The 19,305-nt window shown below is 70.7% G+C and carries 12 protein-coding genes and 2 pseudogenes; 6 read left to right on the forward strand and 8 right to left on the reverse strand.

The genetic code is table 11. The features are described 5' to 3' along the window. Positions 1-643 precede the first annotated feature (643 nt). From ACZ4RZ_RS43260 to ACZ4RZ_RS43275, 4 genes and pseudogenes are all read left to right on the forward strand, one after another. Positions 644-2,584: a cell envelope integrity protein TolA gene (locus tag ACZ4RZ_RS43260; protein ID WP_467753049.1), complete on the forward strand. Its 1,941-nt coding sequence runs from the start codon at positions 644-646 to the stop codon at positions 2,582-2,584. A 107-nt stretch (positions 2,585-2,691) separates the two neighbouring features. Further along, on the forward strand, positions 2,692-2,814 hold the full coding sequence (locus tag ACZ4RZ_RS43265; RefSeq protein ID WP_467753050.1) for a hypothetical protein: 123 nt from the start codon (positions 2,692-2,694) through the stop codon (positions 2,812-2,814). Then, a complete protein-coding gene (locus tag ACZ4RZ_RS43270) occupies positions 2,811-3,266 on the forward strand; it encodes a hypothetical protein (RefSeq protein ID WP_467753051.1) in 456 nt (151 codons plus the stop codon). Before ACZ4RZ_RS43265 ends, ACZ4RZ_RS43270 begins: the two co-directional genes overlap by 4 nt. A 434-nt stretch (positions 3,267-3,700) precedes the next feature. Beyond that, positions 3,701-5,064 (forward strand): annotated as a pseudogene (locus tag ACZ4RZ_RS43275) (ISNCY family transposase). An 87-nt stretch (positions 5,065-5,151) separates the two neighbouring features. Here the strand turns inward: ACZ4RZ_RS43275 and ACZ4RZ_RS43280 are convergent. Then, complete coding sequence (locus ACZ4RZ_RS43280; protein WP_467753052.1) at positions 5,152-6,156, reverse strand: helix-turn-helix domain-containing protein; 1,005 nt, start codon at positions 6,154-6,156, stop codon at positions 5,152-5,154. A gap of 147 nt (positions 6,157-6,303) precedes the next feature. Between ACZ4RZ_RS43280 and ACZ4RZ_RS43285 the strand changes: the two are divergent. Together ACZ4RZ_RS43285 and ACZ4RZ_RS43290 are read left to right on the forward strand one after the other, a co-directional pair. Continuing rightward, positions 6,304-10,070: pseudogene (locus ACZ4RZ_RS43285) on the forward strand (S8 family serine peptidase). 890 nt (positions 10,071-10,960) lie between these two features. Next, positions 10,961-11,635 carry a phosphatase PAP2 family protein gene (locus tag ACZ4RZ_RS43290; protein WP_467753053.1) on the forward strand — a complete coding sequence of 225 codons (675 nt, stop codon included), beginning with the start codon at positions 10,961-10,963 and terminating at the stop codon, positions 11,633-11,635. Positions 11,636-11,647: 12 nt separating this feature from the next. On the opposite strand, the gene ACZ4RZ_RS43295 is transcribed toward ACZ4RZ_RS43290, so the two are convergent. Genes ACZ4RZ_RS43295 through ACZ4RZ_RS43325 form a run of 7 tightly spaced genes read right to left on the reverse strand, consistent with a single transcriptional unit; the run spans position 11,648 to position 19,302 of the window. After that, on the reverse strand, positions 11,648-12,973 hold the full coding sequence (locus ACZ4RZ_RS43295; RefSeq protein WP_467753054.1) for a glutamate-1-semialdehyde 2,1-aminomutase: 1,326 nt from the start codon (positions 12,971-12,973) through the stop codon (positions 11,648-11,650). A gap of 7 nt (positions 12,974-12,980) precedes the next feature. Next, complete coding sequence (locus tag ACZ4RZ_RS43300) at positions 12,981-13,532, reverse strand: dTDP-4-dehydrorhamnose 3,5-epimerase family protein (RefSeq protein ID WP_467753055.1); 552 nt, start codon at positions 13,530-13,532, stop codon at positions 12,981-12,983. Continuing rightward, positions 13,529-14,761: a polysaccharide pyruvyl transferase family protein gene (locus tag ACZ4RZ_RS43305; protein ID WP_467753056.1), complete on the reverse strand. Its 1,233-nt coding sequence runs from the start codon at positions 14,759-14,761 to the stop codon at positions 13,529-13,531. The genes ACZ4RZ_RS43300 and ACZ4RZ_RS43305 overlap by 4 nt, the downstream gene beginning before the upstream one ends. Beyond that, a complete protein-coding gene (locus tag ACZ4RZ_RS43310; RefSeq protein WP_467753057.1) occupies positions 14,758-15,705 on the reverse strand; it encodes a glycosyltransferase family 2 protein in 948 nt (315 codons plus the stop codon). The genes ACZ4RZ_RS43305 and ACZ4RZ_RS43310 overlap by 4 nt, the downstream gene beginning before the upstream one ends. Then, positions 15,702-17,009: a hypothetical protein gene (locus ACZ4RZ_RS43315; RefSeq protein ID WP_467753058.1), complete on the reverse strand. Its 1,308-nt coding sequence runs from the start codon at positions 17,007-17,009 to the stop codon at positions 15,702-15,704. The genes ACZ4RZ_RS43310 and ACZ4RZ_RS43315 overlap by 4 nt, the downstream gene beginning before the upstream one ends. Next, positions 17,006-18,289, reverse strand: a complete 1,284-nt coding sequence (locus tag ACZ4RZ_RS43320) for a DUF4910 domain-containing protein (protein WP_467753059.1) — start codon at positions 18,287-18,289, stop codon at positions 17,006-17,008. The genes ACZ4RZ_RS43315 and ACZ4RZ_RS43320 overlap by 4 nt, the downstream gene beginning before the upstream one ends. Further along, positions 18,277-19,302, reverse strand: a complete 1,026-nt coding sequence (locus ACZ4RZ_RS43325; RefSeq protein WP_467753060.1) for an NAD-dependent epimerase/dehydratase family protein — start codon at positions 19,300-19,302, stop codon at positions 18,277-18,279. Before ACZ4RZ_RS43325 ends, ACZ4RZ_RS43320 begins: the two co-directional genes overlap by 13 nt. Between the last annotated feature and the right edge of the window lie 3 nt (positions 19,303-19,305).

A 19,305-nucleotide genomic window follows, 5' to 3' on the forward strand; every position in this document is an offset into this window, starting at 1 on the left:
CCTGCGGCTGCAAGGAGACAGGGAAGCCTCACCACAAGATGAGCACGAGCGAGCGGGGCGACAATGGCATGCCCATCGATACGTGCATGCGGTCAGGCGCCTCGGCGAGCGGCGCATTTTATCTTTGACTGCCCTTTGAACCAAGTGACTTGACAACCATTCAGCAGGGTCGATTACGGTTCATCCGCACGTCTGTGGCCTTCTGGGCCGTCTTGCCCCCGTGCCGCCGTCGGCGGAGGGATGAAGTCACTCCAGTGCGCACACCGTTCCCGCACAGGGACAACTTTCTGCGCGGTGAGTGCCTGGCAGGCGGTTCTGCCGGGCAGACGGTCGAGCCGATGGAGGCCCCCACAGGGGCCCCTGAGGTTTCGGCGGCCTCGCGCCCACCCCTGGAACGGGTGGCTGCGTGATCCCGGGTGCGTGCCGTGCCCGGCGATCCAGCCGGGGGGAGAGGTGGTGCGTCGTGGCACCCCGCAACGGCCCTCAGGGCCCCTACCCCTATCCGACCAGCATCGATTGGTCGGAGAAGCTCTTCGAGGCAATCGTCAACACCTGCGAAGACGAAGGTCTCGTTCCGTTGCCCGAGGCTGCCGTGAAGCATGGCCTCGCACCGGCCCTCGGAGTTGGCTAGGCCAAGCGCATCGTGGAGACGCAGCGCTCCGGACGCCGGGTGCTGCGCCAGTCCGCCTACCACGTCGAGGGGCGTGACACACCGCAGACCATGCTCTGTCTCAACGTTGATCTGCACGGAGCCGGCTCCGTGCCGTGGTGGCTTAACGACCGCACTCGCACCAGCTGGGTACGCTCCACTCCGGAGGCCGTCGAGCTGCAGCCGAAGCTGGTAGCCGCCGAGATCAGCCTGGCTCGCGCGGAGGCGGCGCTGAGGCGCGTCAAGGCGGCCGTGCGCAAGACCGGGGCCGCCGCGACGCAGGTGGAAAAGGAGGCCGCCCAGACCGCGCTCAAAGATGCCGAGGAGCGCCACAAGCAGGCGGTGGAGCAGCACGAGAGGGCCGAGGCTGCGCTCAACGGCCGCCGCCCGCTGCCCCGTATCGAAACGCACCGCGAGGACGGCCGCCCTACTGCGGCGCTGACCACCGAGTTGCTGCCTGTCGAGGTCGCGGCTTCCGTTCAGCAGTACGCCACGGCCATGCTTCGCAAGCGAGGACAGCTGCGCCCGTACGACCTGGAGGAGTCCCTCGTGCAGGAGGGACAGCGCGACCGCGCCACCGTCGTCCTGCAGCTATTCCGGATGACGGGCCTGGACGGTGAGGCCATCGAGGCCTGGCGTCCAGTGCGGGTCACCGGTAACAACCGCGCCGACTGCAGCCTGGAGATCTACGGGCTGCAGGCCCACCAGATCATCATGGGTGTGCCGCAGCCGCTGCTGCTCATCGAGGGAGAGAAGGAGGACCCCGCTCTCATCCTGCGCGGGCACAGCGCGATCCTGCGGCGCTTGAGCACTCGGCTGAACACTCGGTACGCCAATCCGGACCGCGACGCGGATGAGACCGCCGAACGCGCCAAGAAGATCGCCCAGGTCCCGGTGCGTGTGGTCGTTGGCGCTGCGGTCCCCGAGCGCCTCGAGGCCTCCCTGCGTGAACTGAACGTCCATGACCACCTGCGTGGCCAGCTGGCTTTCGTTGACACGGAGCGCAGCCTCGCGCTGTGGTCCAGCATCGTCAAGGCGTATCAGGACGACGGCCTGCTCGCCAACCTCGTCCTGAACCAGGCTGTCCAGGATGGCAGCGCGCCCGACGCCGTCCTGGACACAGGGTCAATTGCTGACGCGCTCCTGGGTTCCGGCCCCCTCGAGCCTCTCGCTGTGCTGCTGCCTGCAACCGAGCCGGTCACCCCGCATGCCCTGCGCGACGCGGCGATCCGGTGCATCACAGCAATGATGTTCCCCCTGGTCCCGCCCCGGCCCGCCGGCCAGCGGTCCGGGACTCACCGGCGCACAGGCCGCTACTGGCCCGTTGTCAGGAAAGCGCTCATGGAGGCCCCCTGGTGTACTGGTAACGGTACCTCGGGTCAGAAAGTCAGGCGGCGCACCGAGGTCTGGGCCACGGCCGTCGCCCAGCAGTTCGTCCACCGTGGCAATCTGCTCGCCGGCATGATTAACGCTCCCGAACCGTTCATCACTGCTGGCCAGGGCTCCGAAATCGCAGCAACCGTAAGGGTGTGCGTCGCACACCCTCCAACGCCATCGCTGCGCTCACCCGTGCCTACGACAAGCCCGACCATCCCCACGTCACCCGCCAGCTGCTCCTGTCCTTCGCACGCTCCGTCCTCCACGCCCCGGACGCCACCGAGGGATTCCCTGGCTGCCCCGCTGGCACCTTCTCCGCCCCCGATGCCAATGGGATGCCCCGGCTTGGCGTTCTGGCCGATAAGGAGTGGTTCGACGACCTCTTCCCCAATCTCCCCAGGGAGAACACGAACGGCCAAGATGAGGGGATTGAGTCCGACCAGTCGCCACTGGAGGAGGATCCCAAGCAACAGGAGGATGACCTTGAGCCGCCGGCCTACACACGCGACCAGTATGAGAGCCAGAGTGCCAGGACGGCTCGGCTCCGCCTGGAGTTGATCGACCAGGTAAGGGCGACTCACGCCGCCTTCGAGGCCGCTGGCGAACAGGCAGCGTCACTCAAGTCTCTGGCGGAAGACGCAGGACGTGCCCGGACCCTGGCCGGAGTGGAACCTGCAGAGCCAGAGATTGTGATGATCCACCTCCAGGACATCAGGACCATCCTCGCGATCACGGAAGGGCTGTCCAATCCGCTGACGGAGACCATGAAGACGGTGATCGACCTGTGAAGCGCGACTGCTGCCCCGAGCCGCTCGCCGGCCCCACCATCGACGACCGCGCCCTGATGTATGCCCGTACCAGCCTGGGACCGCTGACCAGGGGAGACTGGCCCCGCAAGATGGACCTTGGTCTCCCCGCGCGGTACGCCACTCTAGACGCGCTCAGCAACGTGCTGGTGTGCCTCTATCTGGCCGTAGACGCTGACGGCCGACTCCGCTGGCTCGGCAAGGCATGGCGCGATGGAGGGGTAGCCCACCGCCTGCGGGAGCACCTGTCCCACCCGGAACGCCAGCGGGTCTTCGCCCACGTGTATATCGCCGAGGCAGACCCCAAGTGCCGTCCAGAGGGCCTTCGGTGCGCAGAGGGAATGGCCGCCGACCTCCTGCGACTTCGTGGCCGCCTCGGCCCCAGAGCCTGGCCCTCAGCCACCGACTGGAACCGTCTCGTCGCCGCGGCCTGAGAGCCACATCCGACGCCCCTGGCATGAGCTAACCATACGAAGAGCTCGCGCTACGGGATGAGGACAACTACCACGAAGCCCTCGGGGCTTGTGGAGAGCCAGGTGCGGCGCCAAGTCACATGCCCGGTTCGGGAAGCGGCTCCGGGGAAATGTACCGGTCGAAAGACCGGCACCGCGCCCCGGGCCGACTTCACCAGCTCAGCTCTCGATGTGAGGTCTCAGGAGATGCTTGACCGTTTGTGCTCTGGACATGGTTGACACGTTCGGCTGAACGTCCGTCGTCTCCCAACTGCCGGTAGAGCATGGGTGCTTCTGTCGGAGTCGCCCCTGAAGAAGTCCGGGACTGCCTCTGGGTTGTCCTCTGGGGAGAGCTGGTGAGGGCCGGGCCATGGCCGCGACAGTAGAGGCGGGTCGTTGCGGCCGGGGGTGGGGCGGTGTTGCGTGTCGCGGGAGTGCAGGATGCCTGGTGGGAGGTGCTGCCGGAACATGCGCGGCAGTTACCCGCCGAGCTGGCTCGGGTCGATGCGTTCTTGGACGACGAGCGATTCATCGCTCCGTGGCGGGCGAGGTTCACCGAGCGGCTGGGGCGGCCGTCGGTACCGGTGGAGACGCTGCTGCGCCTGCTGTATCTCATGCACCGCTACCAGCTGGGTTACGAGACCCTGTGCCGTGAGGTCGCGGACTCGTTGAGCCGGCGCCGGTTCTGCCGCATCCCGCCGGCCTCCCCCGTGCCGCACCCGACCACGTTGATCAAGCTGGTGCGCCGCAGCGGAGCGCAGACGGTGAAAGAGCTGAACGCCGCCCTGTTGGGCAAGCTGGTCGAGGACAAGCTGCTGCGGTGCCGCAAGCTGCGCATCGACACCACCGTGATGGAAGCCGACATCGACCATCCCACGGACGCCGACCTGCTCGAACACGGGGTACGCAAGCTGGGGCGGCTGGTTGGGCGGATCAAGGCGTCGGAGGCGGCCAAGCGCACCCGCTTCCGTGATTTCAGCCGGTCAGTGGGGCGCCATTTGGAGGAAATCTCGCGCACGCTGCGGCGGCGCACCGGCCAGGCGCTGGGCGAGATCGACCGGCTCACCGGTGAAATCGCCGCCGTGGCCCGCGCGACATTGCGGGACGTGGCGGCGGTGGAGCGCAATGCCCGGCGCACGCTGGGCAAGCGGCCTTCGGGACGACTTGCGCACCTGGTGGGCGAGCTGGCCGCGACCGCGGCGGGCACCCGCCGACTGCTGGAGCAGACCGCTTTGCGGCTGGCGGGCATCCGCACCATCCCCGAGTGGCTGGTCTCGTTGGCCGACCCCGACGCCCGGCCGATTCGCAAGGGCAAGCCCCAGCACCCCACCCAGTTCGGCTACACCACGCTCGTGGCCGAGGACCAACGCGGCTTCATCGTCGACCACCAGGTCCAGCGAGGGAATCCGGCCGATGCGCCGCAACTGGTTCCTTCGGTGGAGCGCACCGTGTCACTGACCGGCCGCCCCCCGGCACAGTTGTGGCCGACCGCGGCTTCGGCACCGCGGCCAACGATCTCGCCTTGGCTGAACTCGGTGTCCAGCGGATCGGCCTGCAACGCGCCGGAAAACCTGGAAAGACACGGCGTGAGTACGAGCAAAGTCGCCCATTCCGGCGGATGCGTAACTGGAGAGTCGGCGTCGAGGCCCGTATCAGTCACCTCAAGCGCAGCTTCGGCTTCCGTCGCACCCGCCTGCGTCGCCTGGCCGGCGCCCAGGCCTGGGCCGGACTGGGGATCTTCGCCTACAACCTCCAGCGAATGAGCGTTCTCACCCGGTAAGGCACGGACCATCGACAAGCTGACAACACACCGCCATCCCACAGCAGGGCCCCATCACCGCCCGAAGCCTTTTTCAGGAGCAAGTAGCTAGGACGATAGGGGCCCCGCCGGGCCGCCGGCGACCCAGCCCAGTTCGTACGCATTCCAGCCGAGTTGTAGTCTGCTCGTGACCCCCGCCAGCGCCATCAGCCCCTTCACCCGCCGTTGTACGGTACGCAGCCCCAACTCCAGCTGTTTGGCGACGCTCGCGTCGGTCATACCGGCCAGCAGCAGGGAGAGGATCTGAAGATCGGTGGCGCCAGGTCCCGCCGGCTCCTCCTCGATGACCTCTCCGCGCCCGCCGAGCCGCAGCGCCAGCGCGTCTCGCCACACCTCCTCGAACAGGCCCATCAGCGACTCCAGCAGCCCGCTCGCATGGACCACCAGGGCCGCGGGCTCAGCGCCCCGCGCGCTGAGCGGCACCATCGCCAGGGTGCGGTCTGCCACGACCAGTTTGGTCGGCACCTGTTCGACCACCCGGACCTGTTCACGGCGTCCCAGCCCCGCGGCCAGCTCGGTGAGCTGGCCGGGCAGCGACAGCGCCTCGCGCTCGAGCACCACCCGGTAGGCGACCCCGCGGTTCACGGCCCGCTCCTCGGCCGCGTTGTCCACGGGAGTGACGGCGACCGGTTTGCCGGTGACCAGGACGCAGATCTCCTGGGTCGCGCCCAGCTGGAGCTGGAGGAAGCGGTGCGAGACGGCGCTCGCGCCCGTCACCACCTCGACCAGGTCGTGTACCGCAGGCTCCGCTGCCTCGGCGCGGTACTCATCCGCCAGCAGCGCCGCGGCCAGTTCGGCCTGCTCCAGCTCATGCCGCTGCTGAGTGAGCAGCGCCCCCAGGGCGACGCCGGGCGGGGCCGCCACCCACCGTCCCGCACGGGCCGAGGACTGGGCAGCGAGGCCCTGCTGCTCGAGCCGTCGTAGCGCACCTGCCGTGGCGGTCTCGGTGAGCGAGAGCCGGTGTGCGAGATCGGGGACATCGGCGGCGCCGAGCATGACCAGGACGCGGTACGCCGATTCCTGCGTCTCGTCGAGACCTATTGCTCTCAGCACCCCTGCCTCCATCCCGGAAGCGAAGCTTCCACGGCGTCCGTGGCGGGAAACGGCCACGGCATATTCCCGCCGCACAACATCATTCCCTCACCGCCCGCTCCTTTGCCAGGGTGTCGCCACCGCAGCAATGACAAGCAAGGGAGAGCGATGCGCCCGATATCGCGTACGGCCCTGGGGGTGGCAACCGCCGCCGTCCTGGCCGTCACCGCGGTCGCGCCGTCCGTGGCCGCCAGGCCGCAGGACGACGCCACTGGCAGCAGACCACTCGTCGGAAGCAAGACGGCCGTGGCACGGCAGACGGACAAGCCCGTCACGGTCACCCTCGTCACCGGCGACAAGGTCCTGGTGAGCACCGACCGTTCAGGGCGCAGCGCCGCGACCGCGCTGCCGCGCGAGGACGGCAGTGTGCCGCTGCTGGAGACCCGTCAGACGGGCCAGGACCTCTACGCCTACCCCGAGGGCGCTGCCGAGGCCCTCGCCGCCGGCAGGGCCGACGAGGAGCTCTTCAACGTCACCGGCCTGATCCGGCAGGGATACGACGACGCGCACACCGACGCCGTCCCCCTGATCGCCGTCTACGACGCCTCCGTCGACGTCGCCCGCACCGTGCCCGTCACCCCGCGCGGCGCCGCACGCGGCCCGGTGCTGAAGGCGGCCGACGGTGTGGCGCTGAAGGCCGACAAGAAGCGGGGCGCCGACTTCTGGGCGGACATCACCTCCCGCCGCTCGCGCTCCGGCTCCGGCCTCAAGAAGCTCTGGCTGGACCGCAAGGTCGAGGCCACCCTCGAGAAGTCCACCGCCCAGATCGGCGCCGACCTGGCCTGGGCTGCCGGCTATGACGGCAAGGGCACCAGGGTCGCGGTCCTGGACACCGGCGCGGACGCCGAACACCCCGACCTGAAGGGCCGGATCGCCGCATCCAAGAACTTCACCGACTCCTCCACCGACGGCGACCTGCAGGGCCACGGCACCCACACCATCTCCACGGTGGGCGGCACGGGCGCGGCGAGCGGCGGAAAGAAGAAGGGCGTCGCGCCGGGCACCGAGCTGCTCAACGGCAAGGTCCTCAACGACCGGGGCTCCGGGGCCACTTCGTGGATCATCGCCGCATGCAGTGGGCCATCGACAACAAGGCCGACGTCGTCTCCATGAGCCTCGGCAACCCCGCCCCCACCGACTGCACCGACCCGATGAGCACCGCAGCCGAGCAACTCGCCCGGTCCAACAAGACGTTGTTCGTCATCGCCGCGGGCAACTCCGGGCGGCTCAACTCCGTCTCCTCCCCGGGCTGCGCCCCCAGCGTGCTCACCGTCGGCGCCGTCGACCGCGACGACTCCACGGCGTACTTCTCCAGCCGCGGCCCGGCCCGTATCTCGCACACGCTCAAGCCCGAGATCGCTGCCCCCGGTGTCGGCATCTCGGCCGCCGCGGCGGGCGGGCGCGGCATCTATGCGTACCGCTCCATGTCCGGTACGTCCATGGCCACCCCGCACGTCGCGGGCGCCGCCGCCGTCGTCAAGCAGCGCCACCCCGACTGGAGCGCGCAGCAGATCAAGGCCGCGCTCGTCTCCTCCGCGAAGACCTCCATACCCGGCGACGTCCGCGAGACCGGCGGCGGTCGCCTCGACGTCAAGGCGGCGATCGACGCCACGGTCCTCGGCGCCCCGGCCGTCCAGGGCGGCGCCTTCGACTGGCCGCAGAGCAGCGGAGACCGCACCACCGTCGAGGTGCCCTACACCAACACCACCGACCGGCCCGTGGAGCTGGACCTCGCCGTCCAGCGCGTCACCGGCAACGACGGCACCGACGTCCGCTCGCCGATCGCCAGGCTCGGCAAGGACAGCGTCACCGTCCCGGCCGGAGCCACCGTCAGGGTCCCGCTGAACCTCGACCCGGCCGCGCACCTGGAGCCCGGCCAGTACGGCGACATCACCGGCCGGGTGCTGGCCACCGCCAACGGCGTCAACGCCTCCACGCCCTTCTCCCTGTACGTGCAGCCGGAGACCGTCACCCTGCGGGTCAAGACCGTCGACCGCCTCGGCAAGCCGGCCACGGGCGCCTCCTCGCTCGACGTCGTCAGCACCGACACCGCCGCCGGCGAGCGCCGCTACAACCAGGGCGCCACGGACCAGGAGTACCGGCTGCGCGCCGGCAGCTACCTGCTGTCCAGTTTCGTCGTCACCCCCGACGCGGGCGAGGGCGCGAAGCTCGCAGACTCCATCGCCTACCTGGGCCGTCCGCAGCTGGAGCTGAAGAAGGACACCACCGTCGTCCTGGACGTCCGCGACGCCCACCGACTGCAGATCCGGACCGAGCGGCCCACCGAAGTGCGCTCCGGCACCCTGGCCTTCGCTCGCTCCTGGGACGACACCTGGCAGCACGCCGGAGCCCTCTCCGGTGGCCGTACGGTCCGCGGCTACTACGCCTCCGTCGAGGGCGAGGCCACCGACGGCGACTTCGAGTTCAGCAGCTACTGGCGCGCCGCCGCCCCGCTGATCTCCGAGCTCGCCGTCGTCGGCGGCGAGACCCTCCACCCGGTCACCGCCTCCACTGGCTCGGTCAACCTCGACGGCACGGGCGAGGCCCCGCTCGTCGACGCGAAGACCGGCACGCCCGAGGAACTCGCGGCCGCCGGGGTACAGGGGAAGATCGCCCTGGTGAGGATCGCCGACAACCAGACGTACGTCGCCCCGCTGGCCCGCAACGCCAAGGGCGCGGGCGCCAAGGCCGTCATCACCTACCACTCCGCCCCCGGACGCTGGCTGCCGGTGACCGGCATCAACGGCGGCGATCTCCCCGTGCTCGCCGTCGAGTCCACCGAGGCGACCGCGCTGCTGGACCGGCTGGCCGGCGGCGAGGTCACCCTGCGCTGGAAGGCCACCGCGAAGAGCCCGTACGTGTACAACCTCGCCTTCCCGCAGCGCGGTGAGGTGGACGAGGACCGTACGTACCGGGTCGATGACGACCGGCTCGGCCGGAGCGAGTCGACGTACCACGCGATGGGCGTCGCCGCCGACTTCATCGACGTCGTCGGCGCACAAAGGCCGAACGGCGCACGGGTGTTCTTCCCCCTCGACACCGCCGCGGCGCCCGGCGCCCGGACCGAGCTCTTCACGCCCGGCGACACCTCCTGGGACCGCTTCGTCTCCAGCAGCTTCCCCTGGGGCGAGCTCATGGCCGGCCGGCCGCGGGCGTACCAGGCGGGGGAACAGCGCACCGAGCAGTGGTACGACGGAGTGATCGCCCCGCGCGCCCCGATCGACGCCGCCGGCAAGCCCATGCTCGCCGCCGAACGCCAGGGCAATCTGATCGGCTTCGCCACCGCGATGTGGGGCGACGGCAGCCACCACGCCGTGGACGGATCGTTCGGTGACATCGGCAACCTGCGCCTGCGCCGCAACGGCGAGCAGATCGGGTCGAGCTACTACCCGTTCGGGGTCTTCGAGGTCCCGGCCGAGGAAGGCACGTACGAACTCGAACAGTTCATTGAAAAGTTCGGCGCGCCGGCCAAGGTCTGGCAGCGCTCCACCGCCGTCAAGACCGTCTGGAAGTTCCGCTCCGCGCTCGACGAGAACGTCTACTCGCAGGGCATCCCGATCCTCTTCCCCCGCTACGGGCTCCCCGAGGACGGCCTCAAGACCCTCGCCGCGGCCGACGGCCAGAAGATCACCCTGACCGCCACCGGCCACGGGGGCTACACCCCGGCCGCCCTGGTCACCGCCAAGTTGTCGTACTCGTACGACGGCGGTACGACCTGGACCGAGGCCCCGGTCACGCAGCACGATGGCACCTGGACCGCCACCGTGGACCACGCAGGCGCCTCCGGCAAGCAGGTCACGCTGCGGGCCGAACTGACGGACGCGAACGGCAACTCCGTCACCCAGACCGTGGCCCGCGCCTACGACGTGCGCTGACCACGAACGACCCCGCCGGGCTTCCCCTGAAGTGAGGGAGGGACGCCCGGCGGGGCCCCTGACGTCGCCGAGCCGGCGCAGGACTTCTTCGTGCAACCGCCCCCACACGTCGGCTCTGGAATCACCTGGAACAGCCAGGTCGGGGTGGGGCCGGAAGTCTCATCCGCTGGTCTGCCTCGCGGATCTTGCCCAAGTCGGTTGCCTGGAGAGACCTTTGGCTCTCCAGGCAGCCTCAGAGCGCAATCACCATCCTTGACTGTCCAAACGGGTATGGGCTGCTCGCTCGGCCTCGTTGCCCGCTTTAACTCCAGCATTTCCTTGCGGAGTTGTTTTGGCACTGCTCGTGCGACCGGATTGTTGGTTAGGGTGACAAAGTAGAGGCTGATCCCGATGCCCTTGGCCAGGGCGATGGCCAGGCTGGCGAGTGCGGGGCTGCACAGGCTGGCGGCTCCCGTGGAGCCGTACAGGCCAGGAGCGGTTCTTCGGTGGGCGGTTATGGTCGCTGGAGGGTGAGTCGGACACGACGGGGGGCTCGCGTTGGATCGCCTGGCCGGAGCGGACCTGGAAGTCGGCCAAGACCAGTTCGTGCTTGACGGGTTTGTCATCTTGCTCGGTCCAGCCGCGCAGCGCGTACGGGCTGACGATCCCGGCCATGTCGGCGGGCGGCAGCGGGCAGTAAGCCGTGGCGTTCCCAGAATTCCGGGCACCGGAGTCGTCCGGAAACAACGCCCCGCCGTCGTGGGGCGCGGTCCCCGGCTCCGCCAACGCGGTCAGCGTCTTGTTGCGGTCCCGCGGCGCCGGCAGGGCGGCGACGTAATCCCGCAACGCCCGACGCTGCCCACGGCAGACAAGAAGGTCACTACCGCAGGTCGACCGGACGCGGTGGGCGTGTGACCGGCCGGCCGGAGCCCGCGGTGCTGCCCCGGTCGCTGCGCGCGTGGCTCGGGCCGATCGCGGCCCTCGCCGCGCTGGTGGTCGGCGTGCTCGGGGTCTTGTACGCCGGCCACAGCGAGCCCGGCAGGGTGGACAGGTGGATCATCCAGCCGACGGCGGACAGTGTGCGGCCGCCCTGGAGGCGCGTCGCTCTGGCCTTGGACTTCTTGGGGGAGCCCGCCGGATCGGCGATGCTGGTCGTGGCCATCGTGACGGGCTGCCTGCTGCTTCGACGTCCTCGCGCAGCGGTGCTCATCGTTGCCGGCGTCGGCATGACCGTGGGGACGGCGACGCTGCTCAAGCATCTGGTGGGACGCACCATCCACGGCGACGGCAACCTGTCCTATCCGAGCGGGCACACCGCCTTCTTCACCTCACTCGCCCTCATCGTGGCGCTGCTCGCGACCGGCCGGTTCGGCCTCGGCAGGACGGCCGGCACGTCACTCGTACTCGCCGCGGCGCTCGTGGCCGGCGCCGCGATGGGATGGGCGCAGGTCGCCCTGGGCGCGCACTACCCGACCGACGTCCTCGGCGGCTGGTGCACCGCGCTGGCGGTAATTCCGGCGACCGCGTGGCTGGTCGACCGGATGGCCGACCGGTTGGCCGACGCCGGTCGGCTGGAGCATCGCTGACGTCACGTCACGTCACGCCAAGCGGCGGAACACGGGCTTCACCGGCCGCCCGGCCAGCCAAGGGGTGGGGTCAGCGGCGTCCAGTGCCTTCCGGTACACCGCACACGCCTGGGCCACCACATCGACGGTGCGGTCGATGTCGGCGTCGCTGAGCGCGCTGCTCACCACGAACGACGGGGCCAGCACCCCGCCCGCGAGGAGCCGGCGCAGGAACAGGGTGCGGTACTGCTGCGACGGCTGCCGGTTCTCGTCGAGGGTGGCGAAGACCAGGTTGCTGGCCCGGCCCCGGACGACGATGTGCTCGCCGACGCCCATGCCGGCCGCCGCGTCGCGAACACCGGCGGCCAACCGCTCGCCGAGGGCGTGCAGCCGCGCGGTGACGCCCTCCTCGACGTAGGTGGTCTGCACGGCCATCGCGGCTGCCAGGGAATGCGTTTCCGCACCGTGCGTGGTGGACAGCAGGAACACCCGGTCGCCGGAGTGACGCAGCCCGCCCCGCTCCATCAGATCGCGGCGCCCAGCCAGCGCGGAGACGGCGAACCCGTTGCCCAGCGCCTTGCCGAACGTGGAGAGGTCGGGCACGACGCCGTACAGGCCCTGAGCGCCCGCCTCGGACCAGCGGAAGCCGGTGATCATCTCATCGAAGATCAGTACGCATCCGTGCCGGTCGGCCAGCTCGCGCAGGCCGGCAAGGTACCCGGGCGGCGGCTCGGTGTGGCCGCCAGGTTCGAGGATCAGGCAGGCGACCTCGTCCTGGTACCGGGTCAGCACCTCCTCCGTGGCGGCCAGATCCCCGTAAGGGAACGCCACGGTGAGCTCGGTGGTCGCCGCCGGAATGCCCGCGGACATCGGCGTGGTGCCGATGAACCAGTCGTCGACGGAGAAGAACGGATGGTCGCCGCAGATGGCCACCCGCGGGCGCCCGGTGACGGCGCGGGCGAGGCGCACCGCGGCGGTGGTGACGTCGGAGCCGTTCTTCGCGAACTTCACCATCTCGGCGGTCGGCACCGTGGCCAGGAAGCGTTCCGCGGCCTCGACCTCCACGATGGACGGCCGGACGAAGTTGCTGCCGCGGTCGAGTTCCCGCCGCACCGCCTCGATCACACGTGGGTGGGCGTGGCCGAGGCTGACCGACCGCAGGCCGGACCCGTACTCGATGTAGCGGTTGCCGTCGATGTCCCACACGTGGGCACCGTGGCCGTGGCTGATGACCGGGGCCAGGTTCTCGGGGTACTGGTCGTCGCCCTTGGCATAGGTGTGCGCGCCCCCGGGGATCATGGCGTGCAGCCGCTCGTTCGCCAGCCGCGACCGGGGCAGGAGGAACTCTTCGGTGTCCACGCTGACTTCAGCTCTCTTTCTGCTTCAGGGCCTCGGCGAGTCTCGGCGCCTCCCGGTCCCGCTGGGACATCGACGTGACCGGCAGCGGCCAGGGGATGGCGAGCTCCGGGTCGTCGAAGGCGATCGTCACGTCCTCGGCCGGATCGTGCGGGCGGTCGATCCGGTACGAGGTGTCGGCGGTCTCGGTCAGCGCCTGGAAGCCGTGCGCGCATCCCGCCGGGATGTACAGGGTCACCTGCGTCTCGCCGGACAGGTCGAAGAAGGCCCGGTTGCGGTAGGTCGGCGAGTCGGGCCGCAGGTCCACGACGACGTCGAAGATCCTCCCGTACGAGCACCGCACCAGCTTGGCCTCGCCGGCGCCGGAGCGCAGGTGCAGGCCGCGCAGCACGCCCCGGACCGAGCGCGACACACTGTCCTGAATGAAGGCGTCCGGGTCGAGGCCCACCGAGCGGACCACGTCGGCGTCGAAGGTGCGGCAGAAGAAGCCGCGCTCGTCGGCGTACGGCGTCGGCTCGAACAGGTACGCACCGACGATCTCCGGGACTTCGGTCGCTTTCACGGAGCCTCCCGCAGGGCGTGGGCGTGGTCGGCCGCAGGGAACAGGGCCGTGGTCAAGGCGGTGAATTGGAGCTCGAGTTGCCGGGCGGCGGCCAGGTTCCGCTCGGCGAGGGTCCGCCGCAGTTCCGCCGAGCTCTTCTCCAGGGCCCGGAACTGCTCGAGCAGCCGGTCGGCGTCGACCTCGCGAGCCGGGTGGCAGTACGCGCCCAGCCCCATCTGAGCCATGAGCGCTTCGCTCTTCACCGCATAGCTGAGTGCGAGCGTCGGCGTGCCGACCTTCAGCGCGCAGATCAGGTTGTGGTACCGGGTCGCCACCACGGTGTCGGCAGCCGCCGTCTCCTTCATCAGGTCGGCCAGCGACGCCACCTCGGCAGCCGTGACCAGCGGCGAGTCCACCGCGTCGAGGATCGCGGCGACCACCGGCGCGTCGACCTGGTCGCCGTGGAGCAGCCGGACCGGCCTGCCGTCCTCGACCAGCGCGCGGACGAACCGGGTCGTCCCGTCGAGGTAGCGCCGGTGGATCTCCTCGGCCCGGGCGCGGTCGTCGTTGCCGCCGTGGAAGGCCATGACGCCGACGCAGACCCGGCCCGGCTGGCCGGAGGGCGCACTCGCCCGCAGCGTCGGCAGGGAGAAGGCGAGGTCCGGGTAGACCTCGTCGCGCGCGGTGTCCACGCCCATCGCCCGCATCGCGTCGCGGGACGGGGCGTCCCGGTACGACCGGTACGCGGCCAGCCGCGCCGACCAGCGCACCAGGGCCCGGGTCGGCCGGTTGCCGATCTCGGCGGCGCCGACGCTGACCAGCGCGACCCGGGTGCCCAGCAGCCGACCGCTCGCGCAGAGCAGGAACAGCGAGTACGGGAAGCCCCACGGCCGCAGCGGCAGCGTGGCCTCCAGGACGCCCATGCCCGGCACGATCACCACGTCGTGCCGGCGCACCCAGGCGGCGGTGCGGAAGACGTCGACGAGTTTGCCGAGCCCCTTCGCCGCGATCGCCCTCGCCCGCGACGCGGTCCGGTACTCCCCGCGGTACCAGTGCAGCCGTGTCGCTGGGATCCCGAACCGGGTCGTCACGGCCTCGGGCCCGCCGCACAGCGCGTCCACGACCGCCTCCGGGTGCTCGGCGCGAAGGTACCCGAGGACGGCCTCGAGCGACCCGTCGTTGCCGAGGTTGCCGGAGCCGAGCAGGCCGAACACCCCGACGCGTACCGGAGTTTCGTCCGCGGACGTCATGCCTGCCTCCCCTCACGGCCGGCGACGAGGGCGTCGACGGAGACCGTGAGCAGGGACGGGTCGACCGGGGCGCGGTCCTCGACCCGCTCGCCGGCACCCGGCCGGACCCGGCTGGTCATCCACGCGGCCAGGTGGCGGTAGCACGCGCGCCGGTCGGCCGGGGACAACGGCGCCCGCCGGATCGCCGAGGCGAAGCCCCAGATGTACTCGGCGAGCAGCCGGGGCGTCGGGTGCAGCGGGCCTGCCCGGCGCGGGTCCAGGTTGACGCACCGGGAGCGCTTGGAAGGGTTCGCCCGCTCGGCGCGGGTGGGGTGGTCGCGGCGGAAGTACAGCAGCTCCGGCACCTGGTGGAAGGGCCCGTGCAGGGTGATCTCGGCGACGAACGTGCGGTCCGCGTGGTGGTAGCTGTCCATCGGTTTCACCCGGCGCAGCACGTCGGCCCGCATCACCCCGTAGAAGTCGTCGCCACCCGGCTCGAACAGCAGACTGCGGAAGCGCTCCGGCGCGTGCGGCGAGTCGGTCGCGAGCGTGTACTCGTAGGGGACCTTCACCTGGCCGTCGCCGTCGATGACCGCCTGGTCGGTGTGTGCGAGGATCACGTCCGGCCGCTCGTCCAGCGCCTCCACGCAGCGCCGCAGCAGGTCACGGCCGTAAAGGTCGTCGTGCGAGGCCCACTTGAACAGCTCGCCGCGGGACTCGGCGAACACATGGTTGTGGTTCGGTGTGGCGCCGATGTTCCGGGGCACCCGGAGGTACCGGATGCGCGAGTCCTGCGCGGCGTACTTGCGGCAGATGTCCTGGGTCCCGTCGGTCGAGGCGTTGTCGGATATGACCAGCTCGAAGTCCTCGTAGGTCTGGCCGAGCAGGGCGTCGAGCGACTCCGCCAGGTACTCCTCGCCGTTGTACACGGGCAGGCCGATGCTCAGCCTGGGTTGGGCGGTCATGAGGTCCTCACTTCGCGGATGGGGTCTTGGTGGTGCTCGCGCAGGGCCGACCGCAGCTGCAGCCACCACACGGCAGAGCTGCTGACGGTCGCGGCGGCGACGCCCCAGGCCGAGCCGACCGTGCCGGCCACGGCCGCCCCGCCGAGCCCGCCGCTGACATAGCAGGCGGAGGCGAACAGTTGGGAGCGCAGGCTGCGCCGGGCCGCGCCGAGCGCGCGCAGCCCGGCCGCCGCGCCGGTGCCGAGGCCGGCGCCCGCGACGCCGAGAGTGATCGGCACGATGAGCTCCGAGGCGGAGTGCCAGACGTCGCCGAGCACCAGCTCACCGAGCCGGTCCGGCATCAGCAGCAGCGACGCGCCCCAGAGCAGCGCGGCGGCGGCCTGCCCGCCGCCAAGGAGGAGGCAGAACTTCCCCAGCCGCTGCGGGGCCTGCCGCAGCACCCGTGCCGCCTCCGGAACGGTGACCAGAGACAGCCCCATCAGCACAGCGAGGAACGGACCGAGCAGCAGCTCGGCGCCCCGCACCGCACCCACCGCGCCGACCCCGACGATCACGCCGAGCCCGTACGCCCGCAGCTGGCTCGCGCCGCTGAGGCTGACGTTCTCGACCAGGTACCGGTAGCCGAGATCGCGCTGCTCGCGAAGCCATCCGCGCGCCTCGGCCATCCGGGGCCGGATTCCGGACTGGATGTAGCCGTACCCCGCCGCCACCGTGGCGGACGCGCCCCAGGCGAGCACGAAAGCGGCCACGCTGCCCACACGGGCCGCCACCACCATGGCCGGGACAAGTGCGACACCCCACACGACGTCGTTGAGGAACGCCTTCCGCCCGGCGCCCGCCGCGAAGAACGAGAACCGCCAGGCGTCCTGGAGCAGCAGCCCCGGCAACATGACGCCAAGGGCGGCGAACGCTGGCCCCATGCGGCCGCCGAGGCCGAGCCCGGCGACCAGACACGCCGCGCCGAGGGCGACACCGACGCCGAGTGCGGTACCCGTCGACCGGCCCACCGCCCCGCGCCAGGACGTGCCCGGCACGCCGCTGAAGCGCACCACGAGCGGGTCGGTGGCCAGCCCGCGGGAGACGTTGAGCACCACGCCGTAAGTCACCCAGGCGAGGCTGAACACGCCGAACGCGGTCACGCCCAGCGAGCGGGCCACGTAGATGCCCACCGCGAAGTTGCTCACGCTGGAGGCCGCCTGGTCGGCCAGTCCCCAGGACAGCCGGCCGGCGAGGGCCCGCTTGGCGGATCCGGCCGGTGGCGCCGTTGTCCGCGGATTCTCCCCCTCGGTGGTCATCGGCGTCATGCCTTGATCAGCCCGGCGCCGCGCAGGGCGTCGGCCGCGACGGCGACGGCGCTGAACGGCAGCCCGGACCGCTCGGCGACGTCCAGCAGACTGTGTTCGCCGTCGGAGAGGTTGAGCACCCAGAGCATGGCCATCTGGGCCTGTTTGGTGTCGCTGCGACCGCCGAGCGCGTCGTACAACCCGCGCCGGCCCAGCTGTGGTTCGCCGTAGGGGCTGAGGTTGACGTACCGCTGGTTGCGGTCGAGGACGGCGAACGCCTCGCGGCAGACTGCGAGGGTGTCCGCCATCGCCTCCGGGGAGACGAAGTCCAGGTTGTCCGCCGAGGTGTGGTACTCCGGGTACCCGGCGTACGGGGTCCGGGTGAGCGAGCCCACGCCGAGATCAAACCCGGGCGAGCAGAACTGCCGCTCGTCGTAGCCGTACGGAGTGAACTCGGCGACGCGGTGCGGGCGTTCGGAGGCGGCCAGCACATGCCGCATCACCCGGTCGATCTCCGCGTCGCCGCGCCTGCTCTGCTTGTACGTCAGTTGACCCGGGTCGCCGGCGCAGGCCAGCACCAGGCCGTGCTTGACCCGCTCCACCCGCTCCGCGTTGCGGGCCAGCCAGGTGATCGCCCCGATGGTGCCGGGCGCGAACAGGAACCGGTAGGTGTAGTACGGCGTCTGCTCCGCCAGCGCCCGGGCCAGGAACGTCGCCACCGCGATGCCGGCCAGGTTGTCGTTGGCCAGCGACGGGTGGCAGACGTGGCAGGAGACGATCACCTCGTCTTGGACCTGCCCGGGGACCACGTGCTCGGCGTAGGTGAGATGGCCGTCCGCGAGTGTGGAGTCGATGCACACCTCGTACTCGCCGTCCGGCATCGCGTCCAAGGTCTCCTGGGCCAGGCAGAACCCCCAGTCCGGCTTGTAGTAGCTGGTGCGGTACGGCACCCATGCCGGGTGGTCCGGCAGGGTGTGCAGGTGTCCGCGCAGCTCGGCCAGCGGCATGGTCGCCGACACCGGCACGCTGTAGCCGAGCACGTGCAGGCTGGACGCAGCGAAGTCGACGACCCGCCGGCCGGCCGTGTCTGCGATGTACGCGTCCCGGATGTTCCACTCCTGCGGCACCGTCCAGTCGAGCACCTGCGTCCCGGTCGGCACCTCGTGCACCTGCAACGGGATGTACTCGCCGATGATGTCCAGGGTGGCGCGCACACCGTCGCCGGTGATGCTCCGGCACAGCGGGTACAGCCGCTCCACCAGCGCGTGCATCTTTTCGCCGGCCTCGGTCATCGGCGCCACCGCAGGGTGTCGTCGACGGTGCCGGCGTCGGACGCCGCGCGCAGCACGGCGAGGCGGGTGAAGCGTCGCTCGAAGTCCTCCCGGGTCAGGTCGAACTTCCGGTAGGCGTCGGCGAGTTCGAGCGCGCCCTGCTTCACCGTCCACTCGCAGTCGAAGCCGGGGATCGCGGCGCGGAACCGGGAGAAGTCCACCCGGTAGGACCGCGGATCGGCACCGTTCTCCCCCGTGATCACCACCTTCGAGCCGGATACCGCCTCGGCGACCTGCTCGGCGATCTCGGCGACCGTGACGTTGTTGATCTCGCTGCCGATGTTGAACGCCCGGTCGTGCACCGCTTCCCGCGGCGCGGTCAGCGCGGCCGCGAAGGCCCGTGCGATGTCGGCGGCGTGCACCAGCGGGCGCCAGGGGGTGCCGTCGGAGAGCACCAGGACCTCGCCGGACAGGAGCGCGTGGCCCACCAGGTTGTTCAGCACGATGTCGGCGCGCAGCCGGGGTGAGTAGCCGAAGGCGGTGGCGTTGCGCATGAACACCGGGGTGAAGTCGCCGTCGGCCAGTGCGTGCAGGTCGTCCTCCACCCGTACCTTGGACTCCGCGTACGGCGTCACCGGGCGCAGCGGGGCGTCCTCCCCCACCAGGTCGTCGCCGCCGGCGGCGCCGTAGACCGAGCAGGTCGACGCGTACAGGAAGCGCCGTACTCCGGCGTCGCGGGCCAGCCGGGCCAGCCGCACGGACGCGTGGTGGTTGATGTCGTAGGTGAGCTCCGGCGCCAGCGATCCCAGCGGGTCGTTGGAGAGCGCGGCCAGGTGGATCACGGCGTCCACCCCGGCCACGTGGTCGGCCGTGACGTCGCGCAGGTCCACACGATGCCCCGACGGGTCCGCGGGCGCCGGGCCGAGGACGCAGTCGGCGAACAGGCCGGCGTCGAGGCCGACGACCTCATGTCCGGCGGCCGCGAGGACCGGGGCCATCACGGTGCCCAGGTAGCCCTGGTGTCCGGTCAGCAGTACGCGCAAGGT

The sequence above is a fragment of the Streptomyces sp. NPDC027189 genome, assembly GCF_055566975.1.

What these genes read in the sequence shown, in the direction of transcription:
- ACZ4RZ_RS43315 (WP_467753058.1), bottom strand. Translation starts at nt 17,009, where the DNA reads ATGACGCCGATGACCACCGAGGGGGAGAATCCGCGGACAACGGCGCCA.
- ACZ4RZ_RS43310 (WP_467753057.1), bottom strand. Translation starts at nt 15,705, where the DNA reads ATGACCGCCCAACCCAGGCTGAGCATCGGCCTGCCCGTGTACAACGGC.
- ACZ4RZ_RS43305 (WP_467753056.1), bottom strand. Translation starts at nt 14,761, where the DNA reads ATGACGTCCGCGGACGAAACTCCGGTACGCGTCGGGGTGTTCGGCCTG.